The 20,446-nt window shown below is 62.6% G+C and carries 21 protein-coding genes; 10 read left to right on the top strand and 11 right to left on the bottom strand.

Translation table 11 applies throughout. From position 1 onward, the window contains the following. The first annotated feature begins 7 nt into the window (after positions 1-7). On the top strand, positions 8-976 hold the full coding sequence (locus tag JQ574_RS00795; protein WP_212208317.1) for a tripartite tricarboxylate transporter substrate binding protein: 969 nt from the start codon (positions 8-10) through the stop codon (positions 974-976). 29 nt (positions 977-1,005) lie between these two features. On the opposite strand, the gene JQ574_RS00790 is transcribed toward JQ574_RS00795, so the two are convergent. From JQ574_RS00790 to JQ574_RS00750, 9 genes are all read right to left on the bottom strand, one after another. Continuing rightward, positions 1,006-1,713 (bottom strand): SDR family oxidoreductase, encoded by a 708-nt coding sequence (locus JQ574_RS00790; RefSeq protein ID WP_409410578.1) that lies wholly within the window; start codon positions 1,711-1,713, stop codon positions 1,006-1,008. Positions 1,714-1,799: 86 nt separating this feature from the next. Next, the gene (locus JQ574_RS00785; RefSeq protein WP_212208319.1) at positions 1,800-2,660 is read right to left on the bottom strand and encodes a VOC family protein; all 861 of its coding nucleotides are present in this window, start codon (positions 2,658-2,660) and stop codon (positions 1,800-1,802) included. Beyond that, positions 2,657-3,553: a VOC family protein gene (locus tag JQ574_RS00780; protein ID WP_212208320.1), complete on the bottom strand. Its 897-nt coding sequence runs from the start codon at positions 3,551-3,553 to the stop codon at positions 2,657-2,659. The genes JQ574_RS00785 and JQ574_RS00780 overlap by 4 nt, the downstream gene beginning before the upstream one ends. Further along, complete coding sequence (locus tag JQ574_RS00775) at positions 3,550-4,233, bottom strand: TetR/AcrR family transcriptional regulator (protein ID WP_212208321.1); 684 nt, start codon at positions 4,231-4,233, stop codon at positions 3,550-3,552. Before JQ574_RS00775 ends, JQ574_RS00780 begins: the two co-directional genes overlap by 4 nt. A gap of 2 nt (positions 4,234-4,235) precedes the next feature. Then, positions 4,236-4,550 (bottom strand): non-heme iron oxygenase ferredoxin subunit, encoded by a 315-nt coding sequence (locus tag JQ574_RS00770; RefSeq protein ID WP_212208322.1) that lies wholly within the window; start codon positions 4,548-4,550, stop codon positions 4,236-4,238. Positions 4,551-4,558: 8 nt separating this feature from the next. Further along, on the bottom strand, positions 4,559-5,320 hold the full coding sequence (locus tag JQ574_RS00765; RefSeq protein ID WP_212208323.1) for an SDR family oxidoreductase: 762 nt from the start codon (positions 5,318-5,320) through the stop codon (positions 4,559-4,561). A gap of 14 nt (positions 5,321-5,334) precedes the next feature. Next, positions 5,335-5,841: an aromatic-ring-hydroxylating dioxygenase subunit beta gene (locus tag JQ574_RS00760; RefSeq protein WP_212208324.1), complete on the bottom strand. Its 507-nt coding sequence runs from the start codon at positions 5,839-5,841 to the stop codon at positions 5,335-5,337. Beyond that, a complete protein-coding gene (locus JQ574_RS00755; RefSeq protein ID WP_212208325.1) occupies positions 5,838-7,109 on the bottom strand; it encodes a Rieske 2Fe-2S domain-containing protein in 1,272 nt (423 codons plus the stop codon). Before JQ574_RS00755 ends, JQ574_RS00760 begins: the two co-directional genes overlap by 4 nt. A 31-nt stretch (positions 7,110-7,140) precedes the next feature. Beyond that, positions 7,141-8,352 carry an NAD(P)/FAD-dependent oxidoreductase gene (locus JQ574_RS00750; protein WP_212208326.1) on the bottom strand — a complete coding sequence of 404 codons (1,212 nt, stop codon included), beginning with the start codon at positions 8,350-8,352 and terminating at the stop codon, positions 7,141-7,143. 207 nt (positions 8,353-8,559) lie between these two features. On the opposite strand from JQ574_RS00750, the gene JQ574_RS00745 reads away from it, so the two are divergent. From JQ574_RS00745 to JQ574_RS00735, 3 genes are all read left to right on the top strand, one after another. Next, positions 8,560-9,555, top strand: coding sequence for an amidohydrolase family protein (locus JQ574_RS00745; RefSeq protein ID WP_212208327.1), 996 nt, complete (start codon positions 8,560-8,562; stop codon positions 9,553-9,555). A 104-nt stretch (positions 9,556-9,659) separates the two neighbouring features. Further along, positions 9,660-10,058, top strand: coding sequence for a hypothetical protein (locus JQ574_RS00740; protein ID WP_212208328.1), 399 nt, complete (start codon positions 9,660-9,662; stop codon positions 10,056-10,058). Positions 10,059-10,206: 148 nt separating this feature from the next. Beyond that, the gene (locus tag JQ574_RS00735) at positions 10,207-11,424 is read left to right on the top strand and encodes an ABC transporter substrate-binding protein (protein ID WP_212208329.1); all 1,218 of its coding nucleotides are present in this window, start codon (positions 10,207-10,209) and stop codon (positions 11,422-11,424) included. A 758-nt stretch (positions 11,425-12,182) separates the two neighbouring features. Here the strand turns inward: JQ574_RS00735 and JQ574_RS00730 are convergent. Continuing rightward, positions 12,183-13,370, bottom strand: coding sequence for an enoyl-CoA hydratase-related protein (locus tag JQ574_RS00730; RefSeq protein ID WP_212208330.1), 1,188 nt, complete (start codon positions 13,368-13,370; stop codon positions 12,183-12,185). Between the two features lie 166 nt (positions 13,371-13,536). Between JQ574_RS00730 and JQ574_RS00725 the strand changes: the two genes are divergently transcribed. The 6 genes from JQ574_RS00725 (at position 13,537) to JQ574_RS00700 (ending at position 19,064) form a co-directional block, all read left to right on the top strand. Continuing rightward, positions 13,537-14,796, top strand: coding sequence for a Rieske 2Fe-2S domain-containing protein (locus JQ574_RS00725; protein WP_212208331.1), 1,260 nt, complete (start codon positions 13,537-13,539; stop codon positions 14,794-14,796). Then, positions 14,796-15,290: an aromatic-ring-hydroxylating dioxygenase subunit beta gene (locus tag JQ574_RS00720; RefSeq protein ID WP_212208332.1), complete on the top strand. Its 495-nt coding sequence runs from the start codon at positions 14,796-14,798 to the stop codon at positions 15,288-15,290. The genes JQ574_RS00725 and JQ574_RS00720 overlap by 1 nt, the downstream gene beginning before the upstream one ends. Positions 15,291-15,377: 87 nt before the next feature. Further along, positions 15,378-16,172, top strand: a complete 795-nt coding sequence (locus JQ574_RS00715; RefSeq protein WP_212208333.1) for an enoyl-CoA hydratase/isomerase family protein — start codon at positions 15,378-15,380, stop codon at positions 16,170-16,172. Positions 16,173-16,175: 3 nt separating this feature from the next. After that, the gene (locus JQ574_RS00710; RefSeq protein WP_212208334.1) at positions 16,176-16,934 is read left to right on the top strand and encodes an SDR family oxidoreductase; all 759 of its coding nucleotides are present in this window, start codon (positions 16,176-16,178) and stop codon (positions 16,932-16,934) included. A 1-nt stretch (position 16,935) separates the two neighbouring features. After that, positions 16,936-17,874, top strand: a complete 939-nt coding sequence (locus JQ574_RS00705; RefSeq protein WP_212208335.1) for an alpha/beta hydrolase — start codon at positions 16,936-16,938, stop codon at positions 17,872-17,874. Then, positions 17,871-19,064, top strand: a complete 1,194-nt coding sequence (locus tag JQ574_RS00700; protein WP_212208336.1) for an acyl-CoA dehydrogenase family protein — start codon at positions 17,871-17,873, stop codon at positions 19,062-19,064. Before JQ574_RS00705 ends, JQ574_RS00700 begins: the two co-directional genes overlap by 4 nt. Before the next feature lie 195 nt (positions 19,065-19,259). On the opposite strand, the gene JQ574_RS00695 is transcribed toward JQ574_RS00700, so the two are convergent. Beyond that, on the bottom strand, positions 19,260-20,420 hold the full coding sequence (locus JQ574_RS00695; protein ID WP_212208337.1) for an ABC transporter substrate-binding protein: 1,161 nt from the start codon (positions 20,418-20,420) through the stop codon (positions 19,260-19,262). Positions 20,421-20,446: the final 26 nt, after the last annotated feature.

Here is a 20,446-nt window from a genome sequence, read left to right as displayed (position 1 = left end):
GATCGACGTGAAACGATTTCATTTCTTCGCTCTTGCGCTCGGGCTTGTGGTCCTTGCCGGAACGGCCGCCGCGGACAATTACCCGTCGCGGCCGATCCGGCTCATCGTGCCATATCCCGCCGGCGGTTCGACCGACATCATGGCGCGCGCGCTGCAGGAGCCGATGGCCAAGATCCTCGGCCAGCCGCTCGTTATCGACAACCGCGGGGGCGCGGCGGGCACCACCGGCGCCAACGAAGCCGCCCGGTCGGATCCGGATGGCTACACGCTTTTGTTTGCAAACAACGGTCCGATCTCGATCGCCCCACTGCTTCAAAAGGGCGTCGATTTCGATCCGCTGAAGAGCTTTGCGCCGGTCTCGCTGGTCTCCAAAGCGCCGCTGGTCCTGGTTGCGAGCGAAAAGGTGCCGGTGAACGACGCCGCCGGCCTGATCGCCTACGCCAAGGCGCAGGGCAAGCCGATGCTGTACGCGACTGCCGGACCGGGCTCGCTCGGACATCTCAGCACAGAGCGTTTTCTCAACCAGGCCGGGCTGCAGATGGTCCACGTCCCATACCGCGGCCAGGCACCGACAACGCTCGCGATCCTCGCTGGCGAGGTCGACATCCTGCTCACGACAACATCCGACACGCTGAACGAGCATATCCGATCCGGCAAGGTGAAGCTGCTCGGCGTCTCATCGCCCGGGCGCTCCGCCGTTGCTCCCGGTGCCACGCCCATCGGTAACGTCTTGAAGGGATACTCAGTCGAAACCTGGTTCGGGCTGCTGGCTCCCGCGGGTACGCCGCCCGAGATCATCAGCAAACTCAACGCTGCCATCAACACGACGCTGGCGATGCCGCAATTGCGCGACCGCTTCTTGGCCTACGGCGTCGAGGCCGCGACCAGTACTCCCGCCGAACTGTCCGCCATCATAGCGGCCGAAATTCCCGCCTGGCGCAAAGTCATCGAGGATCGCAACGTCAAGACCGAGTAGTGGCTCGAAGATAATCGGGCTTGCTCGAATCAGAAGGTGCCAGGATAGGCGCCGCCGTCGATCAGAATGTTTTGCCCGGTGATGTAACCGGCCTGCGACGAGCACAGGAACGCGCAGGTCGCGCCGAATTCATCGGGATGGCCGAACCGCCTGGTCGGGTTGGCCGTTCTGATCTCCTCGGTCACGGTGCTGACCTCGCGCGACGAATTCCGGGCCAGCGCCGCCAGATTGGACTTGAGGCGGTCGGTATCGAACGTGCCGGGCAGCAGGTTGTTGACCGTCACGTTGTGCTCGGCGACCGACCGGGCCAGTCCCGCGACAAAACCCGTCAAGCCGGTGCGCGCGCCGTTGGAAAGCGCAAGCATCGCGACCGGCGCTTTGACGGCATGTGAGGTGACATTGACGATGCGACCGAACTTGCGCGCGATCATGCCGTCGATGGTCGCCCTGATCAGCGCGATCGGCGCCAGCATGTTGCCATCGAGCGCCTTGATCCAGTCCTCACGCTCGAATTTGCGGAAATCTCCGGGTGGCGGTCCGCCGGCATTGTTGATGAGAATGTCGGGAGCCGGGCAGGCGGCGAGAATGGCGTGGCGGCCTTCGTTGGTGGTCACATCGGCAATGACGGTTTTGGGCTGGTTGCCGGTCGCAGCCGCGATCTCGCCGGCGGCGCTCTCCAGCACATCCCCGCGGCGGGCCGCGATGATGAGGTTGACTCCTTCGCGGGCGAGCGCCATCGCGCTCGCCTTGCCAAGGCCCTGGCTTGCCGCGCACACGATCGCGGTGCGCCCCTTCAATCCCAGATCCATGTGTTCTGTTCCAATCAGGAGTTCGGCAGGGCCATGCCCGCGGGTTTGGAGCCCCACATGCAAAAACTGGTCGGCTCAAAGCCGAATTGCCGCGGCCGGTGCGTCGCCTCGTCTTCGATCTCGTCGACGCCGACCGAATATTCGAAGATCATGCCGTCCGGGCCCATGAAGTAGAGGAAGCGCGCGCCTGAGGTCGGATGGCGGCCGGGGCCGAACACGATCGGCACGCGCCGCTCATTGAGGAAGTAGTAGGAGCGCAGCACGTCGTCGCTGGTCCCGACCTGGTGGTTGATGTGCTGGATGCCGGCCTTGGGCGCACGCACCAGCGCAATGGTGTGGTGGATCGCATTGACGCGCATCAGCGGAATGTCGCCGATCCGGTCGCTGACGCGGGCGTTGCACACTTGCGTCCAGAACCGCTCGTCGCGCGCCGGATCGGTGGAGTTGAGGCCGATATGGCTGAAGCCGGTGATCCCGGCATCGCGGCTGGCGAAATAGCGCCGGCCGCTGCGCTCCGGCCGCACCACCAGTTCAATGTGATTGCCGGTCGGATCGCGAAAGCCGATGAAGGCTCTTACCTTGCGCCGCTCGGCTTCCTGCGCGGTCCCTGCGTGGACGGCATGCCCGAGCGCTTCCAGCGTTGAGGCCGCTTCCTGCAGGCTCGCCTCGTCCTCGACCTCGAAGCCGACGGTCTGGTCATCAGGGTCGCCTTCCATGTAGCACAGCGTGTGCGCACGCTCGTCGGAGCGAAGGTAGAGGTCCTTCTTGCCGCGCTCGGCAATCTGCAGGCCGAGACAGGCGGTCGCGAAATGCTCGGCCGATTCGAGATCGGGCGAACCGAGGCGGACGTAGCTCACATCCTTCAGCTGGATCATGTTGTTCTCCTGTTCATCGGCCCGGCGCTCAGTTCCGGTACGTCCTTGCTTTCGCTGCCCCAGTCGCAGAGCGAGGAGGCAGCAAGCGGGAATTGCCGCGCCAGCCGCGGCTTGCCGTCGAGTTCGGCCATGCCGTTCACGTAGGAGAAGACCAGGCCGTCCGGTCCCTCGACATGCAGGAACATCTGGCGCGACGCCGCCTCGCGGCCCGGGCCCTGCACGATCCTGATCTGGCTTTCCTGCATGAAGTAGCTGTTCTGCATGATCTGATCGAGCGCCTCGACCTCGAACGCCGCATAGAGCAGCCCATTGCGGTTCGACGGATAGAGCGCGATGCGGTGGTGCAATCCGTCGATCCGCAGATAGGCGATCTCGCCGACCCAGTCGCTGACCTCGGCGCCGAGCGCGCGCCAGAATGCGAGGTCGCGTGCGTGATCGGTGCTACGAAGGCCGACGCCATGAAACGCGACGATGCCGGCATCGCGCGGCGGAAAATACCGCCGTCCGCTTCGCGTCGGGCGCACCGCCAGATCGATCCGGTTGCCTGATGCGTCTTCGGTCAGCAGCGCCGACTGGACATAGCGGCGCCGACACTCGCCGGCTGACGCCTCTTGGACCGTGAAGCCGAGTTCGCGCAATCGCCCGCCGATTTCTGCCAGCGCCGTATCATCCCAGACCTCGATCCCGACGCTGGCGCCATCTGCGGCGTTCTGGCCAAGGCTCACCGTGCGAAACCGGTCGTCGGAACGAAAGGCGATTTCGCCATCCTGATCGGCGACGCGTTGCAGGCCGAAAATATCGGACACAAAGCGTGCGCTGGCGCCCGGCTCGCTGACGGCGAGGCGCACGTAGCAGACCGAGGTGATCAGGGGGGTGGTGCGGCCGTTGTTCATCGCGCCCGCGCCTTCGGATGCTGGGATTCCAGGAAAATCTTGATCATCCGCCGCCACACCGCGAACAGCTCGTCGAACCATTTGGGGTCGTTGTCCCACAGCGTGCGCAGCGCCATGCCGCGCACCAGACTGAGCGTCAGGGCGACGATGTCGGCTGACAGCGACGGCGGCACGCCGCTCGCGGCCAGCGCTTCGGTCCAGGCCGTCTCGACCGGCCGGCGCGCCTTGCGGGAGATATCAAGGATCTGCTTGCGCACGGCCTGATCGGTCGACGTCGACAGCACGATGTCGATCGCCACCAGGAAATGCTCGCTGAAGAAGAACTCGCGCGCGTCCTCGATCACGGCTTCGATCAGGTCACGCGGCCGATTGACGGCCGCCGCGCGGCGGCGGCTTTGGATCTGGGCTTGCTCGAAGACGTACTCGAGGGTGGCGACCACAAGCGAATCCTTGGTCGGGAAATGATGAAGCTGCGCCCCACGGGAAAGTCCCGCTTCGGCGGCGACGTCGGCGGTCCGAAAGCGGGCGTAGCCGCGCCGGCGAATGAGTTCGGAAGCGGCCTTGAGGATGCGCGTGCGGGTTTCCTCGGTCCGCTCGGCCTGGGTTCTTCGCCGGGCGGTGCCGAGCGGGCGGCGCGCGGATTTCAGCGGGGCGGGGACACGGTCAGGACGGTTCGCCATTTCTAGACCTCGATCTGAACGTTGCCGTCAACGATAGTGACGGGATATGTTTTCAGTGCGATCTCGCAGGGCATGCCGGTCGGCTCGCCGGTGGTCACGTCGAAGGTGCCGAAGTGGAACGTGCACTCGACGGTCCTCCCGGTGATGATGCCTTCTTCCGCAAGCGACGCCTCGCCATGGGTACACATGTCGGCGGTGGCGTAGATCGCGCCGTCGACCCGGTAGAGCGCCACGTTGGAGCCATCTGGCAGCGGCGCCTGCTTGATTTCACCTTCGACCACTTCATTGGCCGCGCAGAGAACGACTGTTTCACCCATATCAAGACCTAGAGCATGGTGCTGCCGCCGTTGACGCTGATGACCTGTCCAGTCACGAACGACGCTTCGGCGGAAGCGAGATAGGAAACCATCGAGGCGACTTCTTCCATTTCGGCCGGACGGCCCATGGGAATGACGCTGACGAACTTGGCGGCGAGCGCGGGGTTGCTCTTGGTGATCGCCACCATCTGCGGCGTGTTGACCGCGCAGGGGGCGACCGTATTGACCGTGATGCCGTCCTTGGCGAATTCACGTGCCATGCCTGTCGTAAGGCCATGAACGCCGCCCTTGGCCGCGTTATAGGCGGCATGATCCCACAGGCCGTTGCGGACTGAATCGGCGCCGAGGTTGATGATGCGGCCATACGCCTGCTCGCGCATCCTGGGAACCGCGTACCAGGAGCACCACAGCACGGTCCAGAGATTGCGGTCGATGGTGGTTTTCAGGGTTTCCGGCGTTTGTTCGACGAATGCCCTGATGATGCCGCCGCCGGCGTTGTTGATGAGGATGTCGAGGCGGCCGAAGCGCTCGCTCGCGAGATTGATGGTTTTTTCCGCCGTGCCCTGATCGGAGAGATCGCCGGCATGGCTGGTGACCTCGGCGCCGAACTCTTTGCCGAGATGGGCGGCGGCCTGTTTCAGCCCGGCCTCGTCGAGGTCGGCGAGCACGAGCTTGGCACCGTCCCGCGCCAACCGCTCGGCGATCGCGAGGCCGATGCCCTTGGCCGCACCGGTGACGATGGCGACATTATCCCTGAGCTTTTGATCCATTGCCTGCCTTGCTTTCACAGAATGATGCTGACGCGGCCCTGGGCGCGAAGACCTTCGCTGTCCAAGAGGCAGCGCTTTTCCTTGATCCGGAAGGTGCCGTTGCCGGGCACCAGACGATACCGGTTGCTGCCGAAATACGTGTCGGTGACGCCATCCTTGGTGCGGTAGGTGATAAAGGCCGAACTCACCTCGATATCGTCGCCGATATGCTTTCTGATACGGACGTTGCTGACGAGGTGTCGTGTCCGCGAATGCGGGAACTCGGCATGCGCGGTTCGTTTCATCAAGCGCTTGACCCGCTCGCTGAGACGGAAGCGGTCGTCGGCGACATAGAACAGGTTGTTGTCGGGCGAAGCGTCGACGGCCAGATCCGTCGCCGGGACATAATAGATCGCGTCGTCGGTGAACAGCTCCAGCCATTCCGGAAGCCGCCATTCATCCAGCAGTTCGGCTTCGGCGAACAGGAAATCCTCGACGTCGGTACGGGCTATGGTGTGCATCGCGGTTACTCCGTCGCTCATGCCGGCACCTTGAAAATATGCTCGTTCCAGTTCGACCAGAACGCGCGCATCTGCAATTCGTCGTCGTAGGACGGGTTGTCCTTGCCCATGCCTTTCGAAATGTCGTTCCACTGCGCCTCGGCGGAGTTGCGAAAACCGCGCTGGCACTGTTCGAGCGCCTCGACGTCGTCAGGTGTTGCAAAGCCGCCGGGCCCGAGAAATTCCAGGAAGTTGAACAGCCGGTACTTCCGCGCCCATTCGGTCTCTTCCTTGGGGGCCAGGGCCCAGGCGCTGATGTTCATGAAGTCGGGCGCGGCGGGATAATAGGTTCGCACCGTCACGGCCATGATGTCGTTGATCACCAGGTTCGGGAAGATAAACAGATTGCGGTTGAAGGTGGCGATGCGATCGGCGCGTTCCTTGCCGAAACGCTTCACCAGGCCATCATAGAGACGGGTAAGCTCGCGTTTTCCTTCTTCGCCCCATGAGGGAATCCATTGCGCGACGGGGCGACCCCACGGCGCCTTGTACTCGAGCACGGCATGTCCTTTGCCGAGATCGCGCGCCGAGCCCTCAAAGGCGACCTGAGCCAGCGCGCCGGTCGCCGACTTCAGATAGTCCAGATAGGTCGCATGCGTCGTCAACGCGTGGTAGCCGTCGATGCTGTTCTCGGTCAGCAGCTTCCAGTTCGCCCGCATCGAGTATTCCTGCGTGCCGCCGACGATGATCATTCCCATCTCGGCCTGATCGCAGATCACATCGAGATACTCCTTCACCGGACCCAGATAGTCCGAGAGACTTTCGACGCCCTTGTCGAAGCAGAGGAAATTGAGATCGCGGTAGCTCTCGAACCGAGCCACCTGCTGCATGTTGGAGGTCGAGCGCTCCTTGAAATCCTCGGCGTAGGAGGACTCGCCAGGCTGGCTGCGCAGCGTTCCATCGAGCCCAAATACCCAGCCGTGATAGAAGCATTGGAAGGATTTGGCGCTGCCGTGCTTTTCGCGGCAGACCTGCGCACCGCGATGCGGGCAGGTGTTGAGCATCGCCTTGAGATTGCCCTTGCCATCGCGCGCGAACAGGATGTTCCGCCCCCCGACCGAGCGTGTGACGAAATCCCCGGGCTTGGCGAGTTCGGAGCTATGGCCGAGGTAGAGCCAGCATTTGTCGAAGATCTGCGCCCGCTCGGCCTCCAGAATATCGGGATCGACAAAGGCCCGGCGCGAAACCTTGAATATCTTCTTGCCTTCATCGATCATGAGCGCGGTATTCATCCGTTGGAACGCGTTCATTGCTGTTTCTCCCTGGAAATTTCTTTGCTTTTCATTTCAAGGCGGCCCGCAGATCGTAGGCGGGCGATTCAAGGTCGGCACGTGACGGCTTGGCGTTCGCTGCGATTACACGCTTGAGCATGGCCATCTCCTTGGCGGCATTGACCGACAGCGCGCCGACCACTTCCGAGCCGCGCATCGCTACAACCGAGAATTTTCCAGAACGTTCATCGCCGCGGACGATGTGGTCGCTGTCGAGCATGTCACCGGCGACCTGAATGTTCAGGTCATACTGGTCGGTCCAGAACCAGGGCGGGTCGCTGTATTCTCTGGCCTCGCCGATCATGTTCGCCGCCACCGAAATCGCCTGGTTCTGCGCATTGGCCCAGGTCTCGACACGGATCGCGCGGCCGTGACATCGGCTCCATTGCAGGGCGGCATCGCCGGCGCAGAATACGCCTGAGGCCGCGGTGCGGCCGCAGGCATCGACGGCGATTCCGACTTGCGACGGCAAACCAAGCCGTTCCGCGACCGTCGGCACCGGTTCGACGCCAATGCCGATCAGCACCAGATCCGCTTCGATTTCTTCGCCATTGCTGAGCTGAACGCCATCAGGCGTACTTCCGGTGACGGTCGCGCCAAAGATGAAGTTGACGCCATGGCTGCGATGGCTGGCGGCGACGATGTCGCTGACGAGCGGCGGGAATGCCCGGGCCAGCAAGCGCGGCTCGCTCTCGATCACCGTGACACGACATCCGTTCCTGGCCGCTGCGCAGGCCGCCTCCAGCCCGATCACGCCGCCGCCGACGATCACGATCCGGGATTGATGTTGAACGGATTTGCGAAAGCGCAGCGCATCCTCGACGTTGCGCAGGTACTGAATTTCAAGGCCCGGGTTTTCCAGTGCAGCAAGCCGGCGAGGCCGCGTTCCCGTTGCGATCAGCAGGCGATCGTAGGCGAACGAACGGCCATCGGCCGTGGTAACCGTGCGGCGGTCGGCGTCGCAATCGGTTACTGCCGCACCGGTTTCGAGCCGAACGTTCAGGACGTCGCTCCAATCCTGGGTCTGTTTGAGATAGGCAACCGCCACTCCCGGGCTGTGCAGCATCGCCTTGGACAATTGCGGCCGCTCGTAGGGCGGGTGGGGCTCTTCGCCGAGCATGGTGATGGCGCCCTGAAAGCCGCGGGCGCGCAACGCTTCCGCCGCACGGCCCCCGGCCTGGCCTGCTCCTGCAATCACGATGTTTTCGATTGGCGCCGACAATTTCCGCTTTCGCTCCCTGACGCGATCTTGATCGTCGCGCCGTTTTCATGAAGCCGGTCGAGCGAGGTTCGCAAAACCCTGCCGTCCATTCTTTCGATTGCATCCATATTAAAAACAGTCCAACCTGCTTGTAAAGTGACATCGCAGGTTCCGCCCGGAGAATGTGCGGAATTAGTGCGGTGCATGACAATATCGAGGAAGCGCGTTGTGGCCGAGGCCATCGATACCCATACTCATTTCGTTCCCGGCAGCATTCCGCAGCACGCCGGGCGCAATCCGCTCTGGCCGTCGATCGAACGCAAGGGCGCGGATGGGGCCGCGGTGATGGTCGGCGGCAAGGTGTTCCGCGTCATCGATTCCCGAAGCTGGGACGCCAACCGCCGCATCCATGACATGTCGGCCGACGATGTCGACGTGCAGGTCGTCTCGCCAATGCCGGAACTGCTGTCGCACTGGTTTCCGGCCGCGGATGCCGACGCGTTGTGCCGGTGTATCAATGAGGGCATCGCTGAACTCTGCCATGCGAACCCCAGGAAATTCATCGGCATCGGCATGGCGCCGATGCAGGATGCGTCTCTCGCCGTCAAACGGCTGGAAGAGATCAAATCTCTCGGCCTGCGCGGCATCGAGATCGGCAGCCACATCAACGGTATTCCGCTCGGCGATATCAGGCTGCACGATATCTATGCCGCGGCCGAGCAGGCGGGGCTGCTGGTGATGGTCCATCCGCTGCACCCGCTCGGTCTCGACCGCATGGGTGGCCGGCCCGAGCTGGCGGCGGTCGCTGCATTTCCGCTCGAAACCGCTTTTGCCGCCGTGTCGCTGATGACCAACGGTGTGACTGAGCGCTTCCCAGATCTGCGGATCCTGCTCAGCCATGGCGGCGGCGCGCTGCCTTGGATCCTGCCACGGCTGCGGCACGCCCGGAGTATCGGACCGCCGCTAAATAGCCTGTTTCCGCGCGATCCCGGCGAGATGGTGAAGTCGTTCTACTACGACACCATCCTCTATGACGATGTCGCGTTGGACTATCTGGTGACCAAGGTCGGCAAGGACCGCATTGTGGCCGGGTCGGACTATCCGTTCATGATCAAACAGGATCGGCCGGTCGAGTTTGCCGAGCGGGCGCTGGGCCTCGCGCGTGAAACGTTTATGAGCAATGCAAAGGGCTTGTTGGGTCTCGACATCAGGGCCCCGGCTTGAAGCGAATGTGAGGGGAGGCTGTTCTGGCTACCTGCTATTCCTATCGTCAATTCTGTTCGCTTGGGCTTCTCCCGCCGCGTACGCCGGCAAGGCCGGACCCGCAGGTGCCGCGCGACCGCGCATTGGGTCCGTGCGCGCATGGCAAAATCGGTGCATTTTACTTCTATGCGGAGGGCTCGCGCGACGATCCCGCGTTCGGCTTTTGCGACATCGAGGTTTCGATCCAGGCGGTAGCGACCGGGAAAATGCGGGTCGAACTCTATTGCATCGCTGACGGCTACCAGACCGCACGCGGTGTCGGCGCCAGGCATCCGCTCAAGATCGCGATGATGGCAAAGGACCGGGTGGTGGCTGTGGCGACCTGGCATTTCGCCGACGTGATCTGCGGCCACGCCGATCCCATGAACTTCGCAGCCGATCTTGATATTGCGGATGAATTGTTCGCGCAGATCGACCGGATTGAACTGCAGGAAACCAAAGGCGAATCCAGGGCGTGCGAGTAGAAGGGTAGGCCGTGCTGATGCGCGCCGACACCGCTACCTACGGGCCCGCGACAAAAGAAACCGGCTAACTTGCTTGTAAGGTAAAAATTAGTATGCTAGTGTACCGTTAAATTGAGATCCGTTCAAGCGGGCTAAACGGGAGGGAAGCATGATCCGGAAATTTGGATTGATAGCCGCGGTTGCCGTGATGGCCGTCGCAACGACCGGTGATCTGTCGGCCGCCGAGAAGAAATACGGGCCCGGCGTCACCGATACCGAGATCAAGCTCGGCCAGACCGTGCCCTATAGCGGGCCGGCATCGGCGTTCTCCAGCTACGGCCGCGTGATGACCGGCTATTTCAAGATGGTCAACGAGGCGGGCGGCATCAACGGCCGCAAGATCAACATGATCTCGCTCGACAACGCCTTCAGTCCGCCGAAGGCAATCGAACAGACCCGAAAACTGGTCGAGAATGACGAGGTGCTGGCCGATGTCGGTACCGTGGGCACCACACCGAATGTCGCGATCCAGAAATATCTGAACGGCGCCAAGGTGCCGCATATCTTCGTGTCTGCCGGCGGCCGGCGTTTCGCCGATCCGCAGAACTTCCCCTGGACCGTGCCGATGTATCCGGGCTTCGAGATGGAGGGGAAGACGTTCGGGCAGTACATCCTCAAGCACAAGCCGGCGGCCAAAATCGGCGTGCTGTATCAGAACGATGATTACGGCAAGGACTTTCTGGTCGGCCTGAAGGCTGGGCTCGGCGACAAGATCAAGATCGTTGCCGAAGTGACCTATGAAATAACCGAGCCGACCATCGACTCGCAGATCGTTCGCCTGAAGGATTCCGGCGCCGACACGTTGCTGTACTTCTCGACGCCGAAATTCACCGCGCAAGGCCTGCGCAAGGTGAAGGAGACGGGCTGGACGCCGCTGCAGTTCCTTGCCAGCCCGACCAATTCGGTCAAGACGGTGCTGGAGCCGGCCGGCTTCGATAACGCGCAAGGCATCATCACGACGCAATTCACCAAGCAGGCTGGTGATCCGGCCTGGGCCGATGACGCCGAGGTGAAGGAGTATGTGGAGTTCATGAAGAAGTGGGCGCCGAACGACAATCCCGGCGATTTCGTCGCCCTGTCGGGCTATGTCAACGTGCAGGGTATCGTCAAGGCGATTACGAAGTGCGGAGACGACCTGACGCGGGAAAATCTCCTGAAACAGGCGACCAACATGAAGGGCACGCGTCTCAAGATGATGCTGCCCGGAATTCAGCTCAACACCACGCCGCAGGACTACGCACCCTATGAATCGCTGCGCATGGCGAAATTTGAAGGTTCGTCCTGGAAGCTGATCGATGAGGTTGGAACGTCAGCGTCGGCGAAATGATGACGTCCGGTTGATCAGTCGGTTGGATCGCATTTTCAAGGTATAGCGCGGCCCAAGTGCAACGGTCGAAGCGATCGCTACAGCATCGGCTCGAACTGGCAGTGGACGAGCAGTTCGGAGACCGACACGTTGTTCGGCAGCATGAGGGCGGTTTCGACCAGTTGGGCGATGTCGCCCGGCTGGCTCATCTCGTGACGGGGAATCTCGTGGTCGTTCAGCGTCCGGCATCACCCCCGCGAACGCCGCACAAAACTCACGATCACGGAGCATACTGAGGGCGGCGTGCTGGTACGGTTTGGTACTTCCGAGCTCTGGTCGAGGGCATCATGCCAGGCCACATCACGTTTGCGAGCGACTTCCTCCTCAATTGATCGCTGTGCGCCCCGTCAGCTGAAAAGGGACCGCGGCTCGCGCGCGGCCGGCGACGGGCCTCTCGGCGGTTATATTATTCTCGCGAAAATAATATAACCGCCCGTCCAGCATGAATTTCGACCAGTTTGGAGTCGCACATGTTCGTGCTTCATCACATTGAGAGAGCAAGATAAGATATTGAAATATCAAGACTATCGCTTTTCCGTCGCGCCCATGATGGATGAGAACGAGAATTCAAGTTTTTCAATTGCTTAGAAGGCGGCGGGTGCACGATGTGTGCACCGGGAGATCAAAAAAACTTGCAACAACCAATATGAGCGGGCTGAACTGAACGCGCTGCGGCGTCAGTGGTGGGCTGATGTTGAATTGTCGTTCGTTCGGTCTGCTCATCCACCGCGAAATTGCGGGCGACGCTTGGCTATGAAGGCGGCGATTCCCTCTTGCGCGTCATCCGTGCGGCTGGCCGCTACGATAGAGTCTTTTTCAGCTTCGAGCTGATCCGACAGGCCGGTTTCAAATGACTGCCTCAGCATGCGGCGGACGGCGCCGAAGGCGCGTGTCGGACCTGCGGCAAGTGTCGCGGCGAGGGCGGCTGCCTGGTTCTCGACGGCATCATCAGGAGCCAGGCGCGATACCAGTCCGAAGTCGAGCGCTTCCTGAGCGGTGAGGCGACGGTTGAGCAGGAACAGCTCCTGGACGCGTCGCATCCCGACCATGCGCGGCAGGAACCAGGTGTTGCCGCCATCGGCAGTCAGGCCGAGCGCGCCATAACCCAGCGCAAATCGCGCATCGTCGGCGGCCACGACAATGTCGGCGGCGTAGAGCAGGCCCAATCCGCCGCCACCCGCGCCGCCGCGCACTGCGGCGACAACAGGCGCGTCGATGCTGGTCAGTCTCTCGATGGCCAGATGATAGCTGTCGATCATGCGGCGCAGCCGGTTTGGCAATTGCTCGCGTGCGGTTCCTGCGAACAGGCCGAGGTCGCCGCCGACCGTAAAATTCGGCCCGTTGCCGGCGATCAGCACGGCGCGGACATCCGGCCTTTCCGCAATCTGTGTTGCAGCTTCGGCGAGATCCGCGGCCATGCTTTCGTCGATTGCATTGCCCTTGTCCGGACGGTTCAGCCGCAAGGTTGCAACGCCGAATTCGAAATCAAGCAGCACGGTCCGTAGCGGCTCCGCGGCGTCATGCCAGCGCGCGGTGTCGGTGAACTGCTCGAGCGACTTGATGCGCCCCTGGTCGATCGCGATTAGATGGGCAAAGGCGGCGTTGAGCGCGGCGCCGCCTTGCTTGCCGCGGCCGCGGTAACGGCCGGTCACCAGCAGACGGCCATCGGCGAGATCGAGAAACCGTTCCGGCTCGGCGCGCGCCTCGAAATGCCGGGCGATGGCTCCCCAACCATTGCGCCGCATGGCCGCGGGTCCTTCATGATCGCCGCCGATGCCGAACGGCATGCCCTCGGCGGTGCGGCCGGTGAATTCCGGATGCAACAGCGCGTCGAGCTGATCGCGGTCGCCAGCGGCGAGCGCGGCGTAGAGCGCGCGGGCCAGATCGGCTGGGCTGACTTCTTCCATCCCGATGATCCTCCTAGCAAATTCGCTGTTCTCGCGGCTGAACGGAAAATTCCCTTGAAGCCGCCAAGCGCCGGTGCTATTATTCGAACGGTCAGTCGGATTATTTTTAGCCCAAGCCGCAGGTTTCCGCAAGAGAAGCCCTGGGCAGCCAACGGGAGGTGCAGCGATGAACGTCGTGCCGCGCGCGTCGCAGTGGGGCGAATTGATCCGGCCGGATCGGGTGCATGGCTCGCTCTACAGCGACCCCGCGATCTTCGAAGCCGAATTGCAGAACATCTGGTACCGCACCTGGGTCTATGTCGGGCATGAGAGCGAGGTCCCGAACGCGAACGACTACGTCGTCAAGTCGATCGGGCCGCAATCGGTTATCATGACCCGCGACGAACAGGGCAAGGTCAATCTGTTGCTCAATCGCTGCTCGCATCGCGGCAATCAGGTCTGCTCCTATGACAAGGGCAACGCGCGTTCGTTCACATGCCCGTTCCATTCCTGGACTTTCGCCAATGACGGCCGTCTGGTCGGCTACGCCTTTCCCGACGGTTATGAAGGCCAGGACAAGTCAAAGCTGGCGTTGGGGCGCGTGACGCGGGTGCAATCCTATCGCGGCTTTGTGTTCGGCTCGTTTGCCGCCGAAGGCCCTGATCTGGAAGAGCATCTCGGCGGTGCGGCCGAAACCATCGATCGTCTGGTTCGTTTCTCGCCGGAGGGGGAGGTCGAGGTTACCGCGGGCTTCCTCAAGCATCGCGTCAAGGCCAACTGGAAATTCATCCTGGAGAACGAATGCGACGGCTATCATCCGGCCTTTGTGCATTCCTCGATCTTCGGTGTCGCCGACAGCGCGATCGGCAAGCTCTATGGCGGCGCCTCGACGGCGGTGACGCGTGACTACGGCAACGGCCATACCGAGATCGATTTGCGGCCTGAATTTCGCAAGCGCGACACGCCGATGAGCTGGTTCGGCACCACCGAAGAGCGGCTGCCGGATTATACGTCGCGGATGAAGGCGGCCTATGGCGACCAGAAGGCGCGCGAGATCATGATCGACGGCACGCCGCATGTGATGATCTTTCCGAACCTGTTCATCGCCGAAATCCAGATGTTCGTGATCCAGCCGCTCGCGGTCGACGACAGCGTGCAGCATGTCACCGCGTTGCAGTTCAAGGGGGCGCCGGACATGAATCGGCGTTTGCGCCAGCAGACCATGGGATCGGTCGGTCCCGCTGGATTGCTGCTCGCCGACGATTCAGAGATGTACGAGCGCTGCCATCGTGGCGTGCTGGCGCGCAACCCCGAATGGATTTTCCTCGGCCGCGGCGCGAAGCGCGAGCGCCAGGACGAACTCGGCTTCAAGGTCGGCCACGTCACCGATGAAATCCCGTCGCGCGGCATCTGGCGGCACTATCGCAGTCTGATGGAGGCGGTGTGATGCTGTCGCGTGACAGCAGCGCCACGCTGGCGAGCGCGGTAACGGCCTTCATCTACAAGGAGGCGCGGCTGCAGGACGAGCACGCGTATGAGGCCTGGGAGGCGCTCTGGACCGATGACGGCGTTTATTGGGTTCCGGCCAATGGCGACGATATCGACCCCGAAAAGGAAATGTCGATCATTTACGACAATCGTTCGCGCATTTCGCTCCGCATCAAGCAGTTGCTGACCGGCAAGCGCCACACCCAGACGCCGCAATCGCGGCTGCGGCGGCTCGTCTCCAACATCGAATTGCTGGACGAGCAGGCCGGCGGCGATATCTCGGTCGCCAGCAACAGCATGGTGTTCGAATCCAGTCTGCGCGACGACACGATTTGGGCCGCCCGCAACGAATACCGGCTGCGTTACGTCGATGGCGAGCTGCGGATGGCGTACAAGAAGGTGATCCTGGTCAACAACGAGAAAGCGCTGTTTACGCTCTCGTTCCTCATCTAGAGCGGAGCGTTTTCAAGCGAAGTGGAATCCGATTCGCGTGAAGAAAATGCGTCAAAAAAAGAATCTAGCCAAAGGCGGAAAATTGCCATGATCGATAAAGGCCCCGTTCTGCTCGACATCTCAGGCGGCATCGCGCGGCTGCGGCTCAACCGTCCCGATGCCGCCAATGGCATGAGTGCTGAATTGCTCAGCGCGCTGTGCGACGCCATCATGGTCTGCCATAGTCAGCCGGATTTGCGCGTGCTGCTGCTGAGTGGGGAGGGCACGAATTTTTGCGCGGGCGGTGATATCAGAGCGTTTGCATCGAAGGGCGAAAAGCTTCCTGACTACATCAGGCAAGCCACGGCATATCTGCAGAACGCGGTGACGGGATTGCTGCGGCTGGAGGCGCCGGTGATTACCTCAGTGCAGGGATTTGCGGCAGGTGGCGGCGGCTTCGGCCTCGTCTGCGCGTCCGACATCGTCATATCAGGCGAATCCGCCAAATTCCTCGCAGGCGCGACGCGAGTCGCGATGGCGCCTGACGCGGGCGTCTCCGTTACGCTGTCGCGGCTGGTCGGTTTGCGCCGGGCGATGTCGATCCTACTCACAAATCCGGTGATATCGGCGGCGGAAGCTCTGGAAATCGGCATCGTCACCAAGGTCGTTCCGGATGCCGAGCTGGCCGAGGCGTCGCTCGCCATGGCGCGGGAACTGGCGGGGGGCGCGCCGAAAGCGCTGGCCGCGACCAAGCGGCTGGTCTGGGCCGGGACCGGTACCAGCATCGAGCAATGCCTGTCCGAGGAAGCGCGCACCGTGTCCGAGCTGTCTGGCATGGCCGACGCGCGGGAAGGGCTCGCCGCCGTGATCGAGCGGCGCAAGCCTATCTTTACGGGACGCTAGTCAGTGCCTGCCTCTGGCACGCGCGCATTCGGGCGGCTCGACGGCCGTCGCGCTTTCGTCTCGGGCGGTGCGCAGGGCATTGGTGCTGCGATCGTGCGAAGTTTTGCCGGTGCCGGCGCGAACGTCGTGATCGCTGATCTCGATATCACCAAGGCATCGGACCTCGCCGGGCAGCTCGGCGCGACCGCGGCCCGCCTCGATGTCGGTGATACCACTATGGTGCAGGCGATCATGGCGCAGCACGGGCCGTTCGATATCGTGGTCAACAATGCCGGCGTCGACCAGCACGCCTTCTTCACCGACACGACGCCGGAAGATTGGACAAGGCTGCTCGCGGTCAATCTGGTCTCGGCCTTTGCATGCACGCACGCCGCGCTCCCGGCGATGCAGGCGGCCGGTTTCGGGCGTGTCATCAACATCACCTCGGAAGCGGCGCGGCTTGGCTCGAAGGGCGGCGCAGTCTATTCCGCCGCCAAGGGCGGCGTCATTGCCTTCACCAAGAGCATTGCGCGTGAAAACGCCCGCTTCGGAATTACCGCCAACACCATCGCGCCGGGGCCGATCCGCACGCCGATGCTGGAGGCGGCCGTCGCCAAGGGCGGCGACAAGATCTTGCGCGCCATGACCGATGCCACCCTGTTGCGGCGCTTGGGCGAGCCCGAAGAGATCGCCGCCGCGGTATTGTTTCTGGCATCCGATCAGGCGGGCTATATCACCGGTGAAACCATCGGCGTCTCCGGCGGCATGGGAATAGGCGGCTGAGATGGCGCGCGCAGGCGAAGATATCACAACGGCGCCGATCGATCTTGCGATCGCGCGCATTCGCGCAGTTTACCGTGGCTGGAACCGCGACACGTCAGTGACCCAAATGCGCGAGGATTGGGATGCGGCCTTCGGAGGCAGCGCCGCACGCGTGAACTGCGAACGTATCTTTGCCGGTGGCGTCGAGGGCGAATGGATATCGCCCGCTGATGCGCCCGTGGATCGGGCCATTCTCTATTTCCATGGCGGCGGCTTCCGCATCGGCTCGGTAGCCTCGCACCGCGACCTGATTGCGCAGATCGCACTTGCCAGCGGCTGCCGGGTGCTCGCCATCAACTACCGACTTGCGCCGGAGCATCGTTTCCCGGCTGCGCTGGACGATGCGCTCGCGGCCTATGGCTGGATGCTTGATGAGGGGCTAAAGCCCGCCAGTATCGCCTTTGCCGGAGACTCCGCCGGCGGCAATCTCGTGCTCGCCGCGATGCTGACCTTGCGCGAACGCGGGCTTCCGCTGCCGGTATCGGCAGTGCTGATGTCGCCATGGACCGATCTGGCAGCGACCGGCGCGAGTTACGTCAGCCGTGCCGAAGCGGACCCCATCCATCAGCGTCCGATGATCCTGGCGCTGGCCAAGAATTATCTGGGCGGACAGGGTGATCCCCGCGATCCCCTGGTATCGCCGCTGTATGCTGACCTTGCCGGTTTGCCGCCGCTATTGATCCAGGTCGGCGACCGCGAAACCGTGCTCGATGATTCCGTCATGCTCGCCGACAAGGCGTGCGCCGCCGGTGTCGATGTCAATCTGGAAGTCTGGGACGGCATGATCCATGTCTTCCAGATGTTCAGCGCGGAGCTTGTTGAGGCGCATCGGGCCATCGCGTCGATCGCGCAATTTCTCAACCAACACCTTCATATCAAGGCCGAGAGGGCTCCATCATGAACATCAGGCCCGCCGACCCGCGCAGCCACGCCGACAGCGAGTTCCATTTCTCGGAGCAGCCGCATCTGTCCGAGGAGTTGCGGATGCTGCGCGAGCAGGTCCGCCGCTTTGTCGAGAAGGAGGTCGTGCCGTATGGCGAGCAGTGGGAGCGCGACGGCAAGATCCCGCGCGAAATCTATCGCCGCATGGGGGCGCTCGGCTTTCTCGGCATGCGCCACGCTGCCGAATATGGCGGCACCGACATGGGCCCGCTGGCGTCGATGGTGTGGGCGGAGGAGCTCGGGCGCTCGACCTTCGGCGGCTTCACCTCGTCGGTGCTTGTTCATACCGACATGTCGGCCGTCCACATTACCCTGCGCGGCACGCCCGAACAGAAGCAGCAGTATCTGCCCGCGATTATCCGGGGCGAGACGATCTGTTCGATCGCGGTGACCGAGCCCGATGCCGGCTCCGACGTTGCCGGGCTGAAGACGCGGGCCCGCCGCGATGGCGATTGCTGGGTGATCAACGGCTCAAAAATGTTCATCACCAACGCTGTGTATGGTGACATCCTGATTGTCGCCGCGCGCACCGATCCCGCCGCCAAGGGCAGCCGTGGCATTTCGCTTTTCATTGTGGAGCGGACGACGCCGGGTATCTCCGTGACAAAACTCGACAAGCACGGCTGGCTTTGTTCCGACACCGCTGAGATCGCGTTCCAGGATGTTCGGATCCCCGCCGCTAATCTGCTGGGCGAGGAGAACCGCGGCTTCTACGGGATCATGGAAACGTTCGAGAACGAGCGCATCTGCATCGGCGGCATCTGCGCCGGCGAGTCCGCCAAGGCCATCGAACTCACCACCAACTATGTGAAGAGCCGCCAGGCATTCGGCGGCCACTTGTGGAACCAGCAGGCAGTGCGACTCAAACTCGCCTCGCTCGCGACCAAGGCCGCCGCTGCCCGGGCGCTCGCCTATCACGCGGCGGAGCTTGTCGAAGCCGGCAAGCCCTGTCCGCGCGAAGTGTCGATGGTGAAGGCGTTGTCACCGGAGGTGTTGCACGAGGTCGTGCATGGCTGCCTGCAACTGCATGGCGGCACCGGCTTCATGCGCGGTACCCCGATCGAGCGGATGGTGCGCGATGCCCGCGTGCTGACCATCGGCGGCGGTGCCACCGAGGTCATGCTGGAAGAAGTCGCCAAAAGGATGTGAGGCGGTATCGGAAACGCGGGCTGTGTTCCTCTTCCTTCTCCCCTTGTGGGAGAAGGTGGCGCGCGAAGCGCGTCGGATGAGGGGTCTCTATCCTCAAGCTCGAGTCTTACCGTGAGGAGAGAACCCCTCACCCGTCTTCGCTTCGCGAAGCCACCCGCTCCCACAAGGGGAGAGGGGAAGCACCACTGCCGACTCTCAATTCACCGGCTTGAAACTCAGCGTCGAGAACTCGGACTGCATGATCTGCAGCTTCTGGTTCGAGAAGCGGACGCCGGGGCCGAAGCTGATCGGTGCCATGATGCCGGTCTCGACGTTTTTGGTCTTCTCCAGCTCGGCGATGGTGCAGGCCCAGGTCGGTTGCTTGCCGCATCGATCGATTGCAGAAATCAGCACCTTGGCGGCGGCGTAACCGGTCATGGAATAGCGGTTGATGCCTTTCATCTCGGCTTCCGGAAGCAGACCCTTGGCTTTCTCGAGGAAGGCCTTGCCGGCAGCGCCTGCGAACGGTTCGACATAGTCGACCGCGTAGATGCCGTCGCCGGCCGGTCCCATCAGCTTCAGCACCGGCTCGACCCGTCCGGGCCAGAAGATGCCGACCACAGGCTTGATGTTGAGCTTTTCCAGCTCCTTCATCATCGCGATGTTCTCGCCGATGATGCCGCCGGCGAGAAACACCTCGGCGCCGGAATCCTTCAGCTGCAGCATGTCGGACGAGAAGTCCTGCTGGCCTTTCTTGTAGTTGCCGCTGTAGACCACGTTGAGTTTCCTGGCCTTGACCACGGTGTCGAAGCCGTCGCGCACGGTGATGCCATAGTCATCGTCCTGCGTGATCAGACCCCATTTCTTGCCGGGGTTCTTCTCGGCGAGATAGTTGACGAGATGGATGATGCCTTCCTCATAGGACTGCCCGACCACGAACACGTTTTTGCGCGGGGGCTCCCAGAGGAATTTGACCGGCGCTACATCGATCACGGTGGGGATACCGGACTTCTCCAGCAGCGGCATTACGGCGATGGACTGTCCCGAGCCGGAGATGCCGAGCAGGGCAAAGGCCTTGTCGACGTCGGTCACTTTTTTGACGCCCTGGATGGTGCGGGCGGTGACGTAGCCGTCGTCTTCCAGCACGTATTTGATCTTGCGGCCGTTGATGCCGCCAGCGGCATTGGCTTCCGCGATCGCGATCTTGTGGCCGATCGATGCGGCGACGCCGAGCAGCGCCGGCGGGCCGGTCAGGGGTTCGACGTCGCCGATCACGATTTCGGTGTCGGTGATACCGGGGTCGGCGGCCAGCGCCGCGCCGATCGAGAGAGACACACCCGCGAGCAACAGCGACGCGGTCGCCAGATATTTGATCATTGTTTCCTCCTCTGTTCGATTGCTTT

It is taken from the genome of Bradyrhizobium sp. AUGA SZCCT0158 (assembly GCF_018130065.1).
Classification (GTDB): Bacteria; Pseudomonadota; Alphaproteobacteria; order Rhizobiales; family Xanthobacteraceae; genus Bradyrhizobium.
This window is presented reverse-complemented; position numbering and strand designations above follow the sequence as displayed.

Coding starts and splice junctions, on each gene's coding strand:
- JQ574_RS00790 (WP_409410578.1), bottom strand. CDS start 1,713: ATGGCGCTCGCCCGCGAAGGAGTCAACCTCATCATCGCGGCCCGCCGC.
- JQ574_RS00785 (WP_212208319.1), bottom strand. CDS start 2,660: ATGATCCAGCTGAAGGATGTGAGCTACGTCCGCCTCGGTTCGCCCGAT.
- JQ574_RS00780 (WP_212208320.1), bottom strand. CDS start 3,553: ATGAACAACGGCCGCACCACCCCCCTGATCACCTCGGTCTGCTACGTG.
- JQ574_RS00775 (WP_212208321.1), bottom strand. CDS start 4,233: ATGGCGAACCGTCCTGACCGTGTCCCCGCCCCGCTGAAATCCGCGCGC.
- JQ574_RS00770 (WP_212208322.1), bottom strand. CDS start 4,550: ATGGGTGAAACAGTCGTTCTCTGCGCGGCCAATGAAGTGGTCGAAGGT.
- JQ574_RS00765 (WP_212208323.1), bottom strand. CDS start 5,320: ATGGATCAAAAGCTCAGGGATAATGTCGCCATCGTCACCGGTGCGGCC.
- JQ574_RS00760 (WP_212208324.1), bottom strand. CDS start 5,841: ATGAGCGACGGAGTAACCGCGATGCACACCATAGCCCGTACCGACGTC.
- JQ574_RS00755 (WP_212208325.1), bottom strand. CDS start 7,109: ATGAACGCGTTCCAACGGATGAATACCGCGCTCATGATCGATGAAGGC.
- JQ574_RS00735 (WP_212208329.1), top strand. CDS start 10,207: ATGATCCGGAAATTTGGATTGATAGCCGCGGTTGCCGTGATGGCCGTC.
- JQ574_RS00730 (WP_212208330.1), bottom strand. CDS start 13,370: ATGGAAGAAGTCAGCCCAGCCGATCTGGCCCGCGCGCTCTACGCCGCG.
- JQ574_RS00725 (WP_212208331.1), top strand. CDS start 13,537: ATGAACGTCGTGCCGCGCGCGTCGCAGTGGGGCGAATTGATCCGGCCG.
- JQ574_RS00720 (WP_212208332.1), top strand. CDS start 14,796: ATGCTGTCGCGTGACAGCAGCGCCACGCTGGCGAGCGCGGTAACGGCC.
- JQ574_RS00715 (WP_212208333.1), top strand. CDS start 15,378: ATGATCGATAAAGGCCCCGTTCTGCTCGACATCTCAGGCGGCATCGCG.
- JQ574_RS00705 (WP_212208335.1), top strand. CDS start 16,936: ATGGCGCGCGCAGGCGAAGATATCACAACGGCGCCGATCGATCTTGCG.
- JQ574_RS00700 (WP_212208336.1), top strand. CDS start 17,871: ATGAACATCAGGCCCGCCGACCCGCGCAGCCACGCCGACAGCGAGTTC.
- JQ574_RS00695 (WP_212208337.1), bottom strand. CDS start 20,420: ATGATCAAATATCTGGCGACCGCGTCGCTGTTGCTCGCGGGTGTGTCT.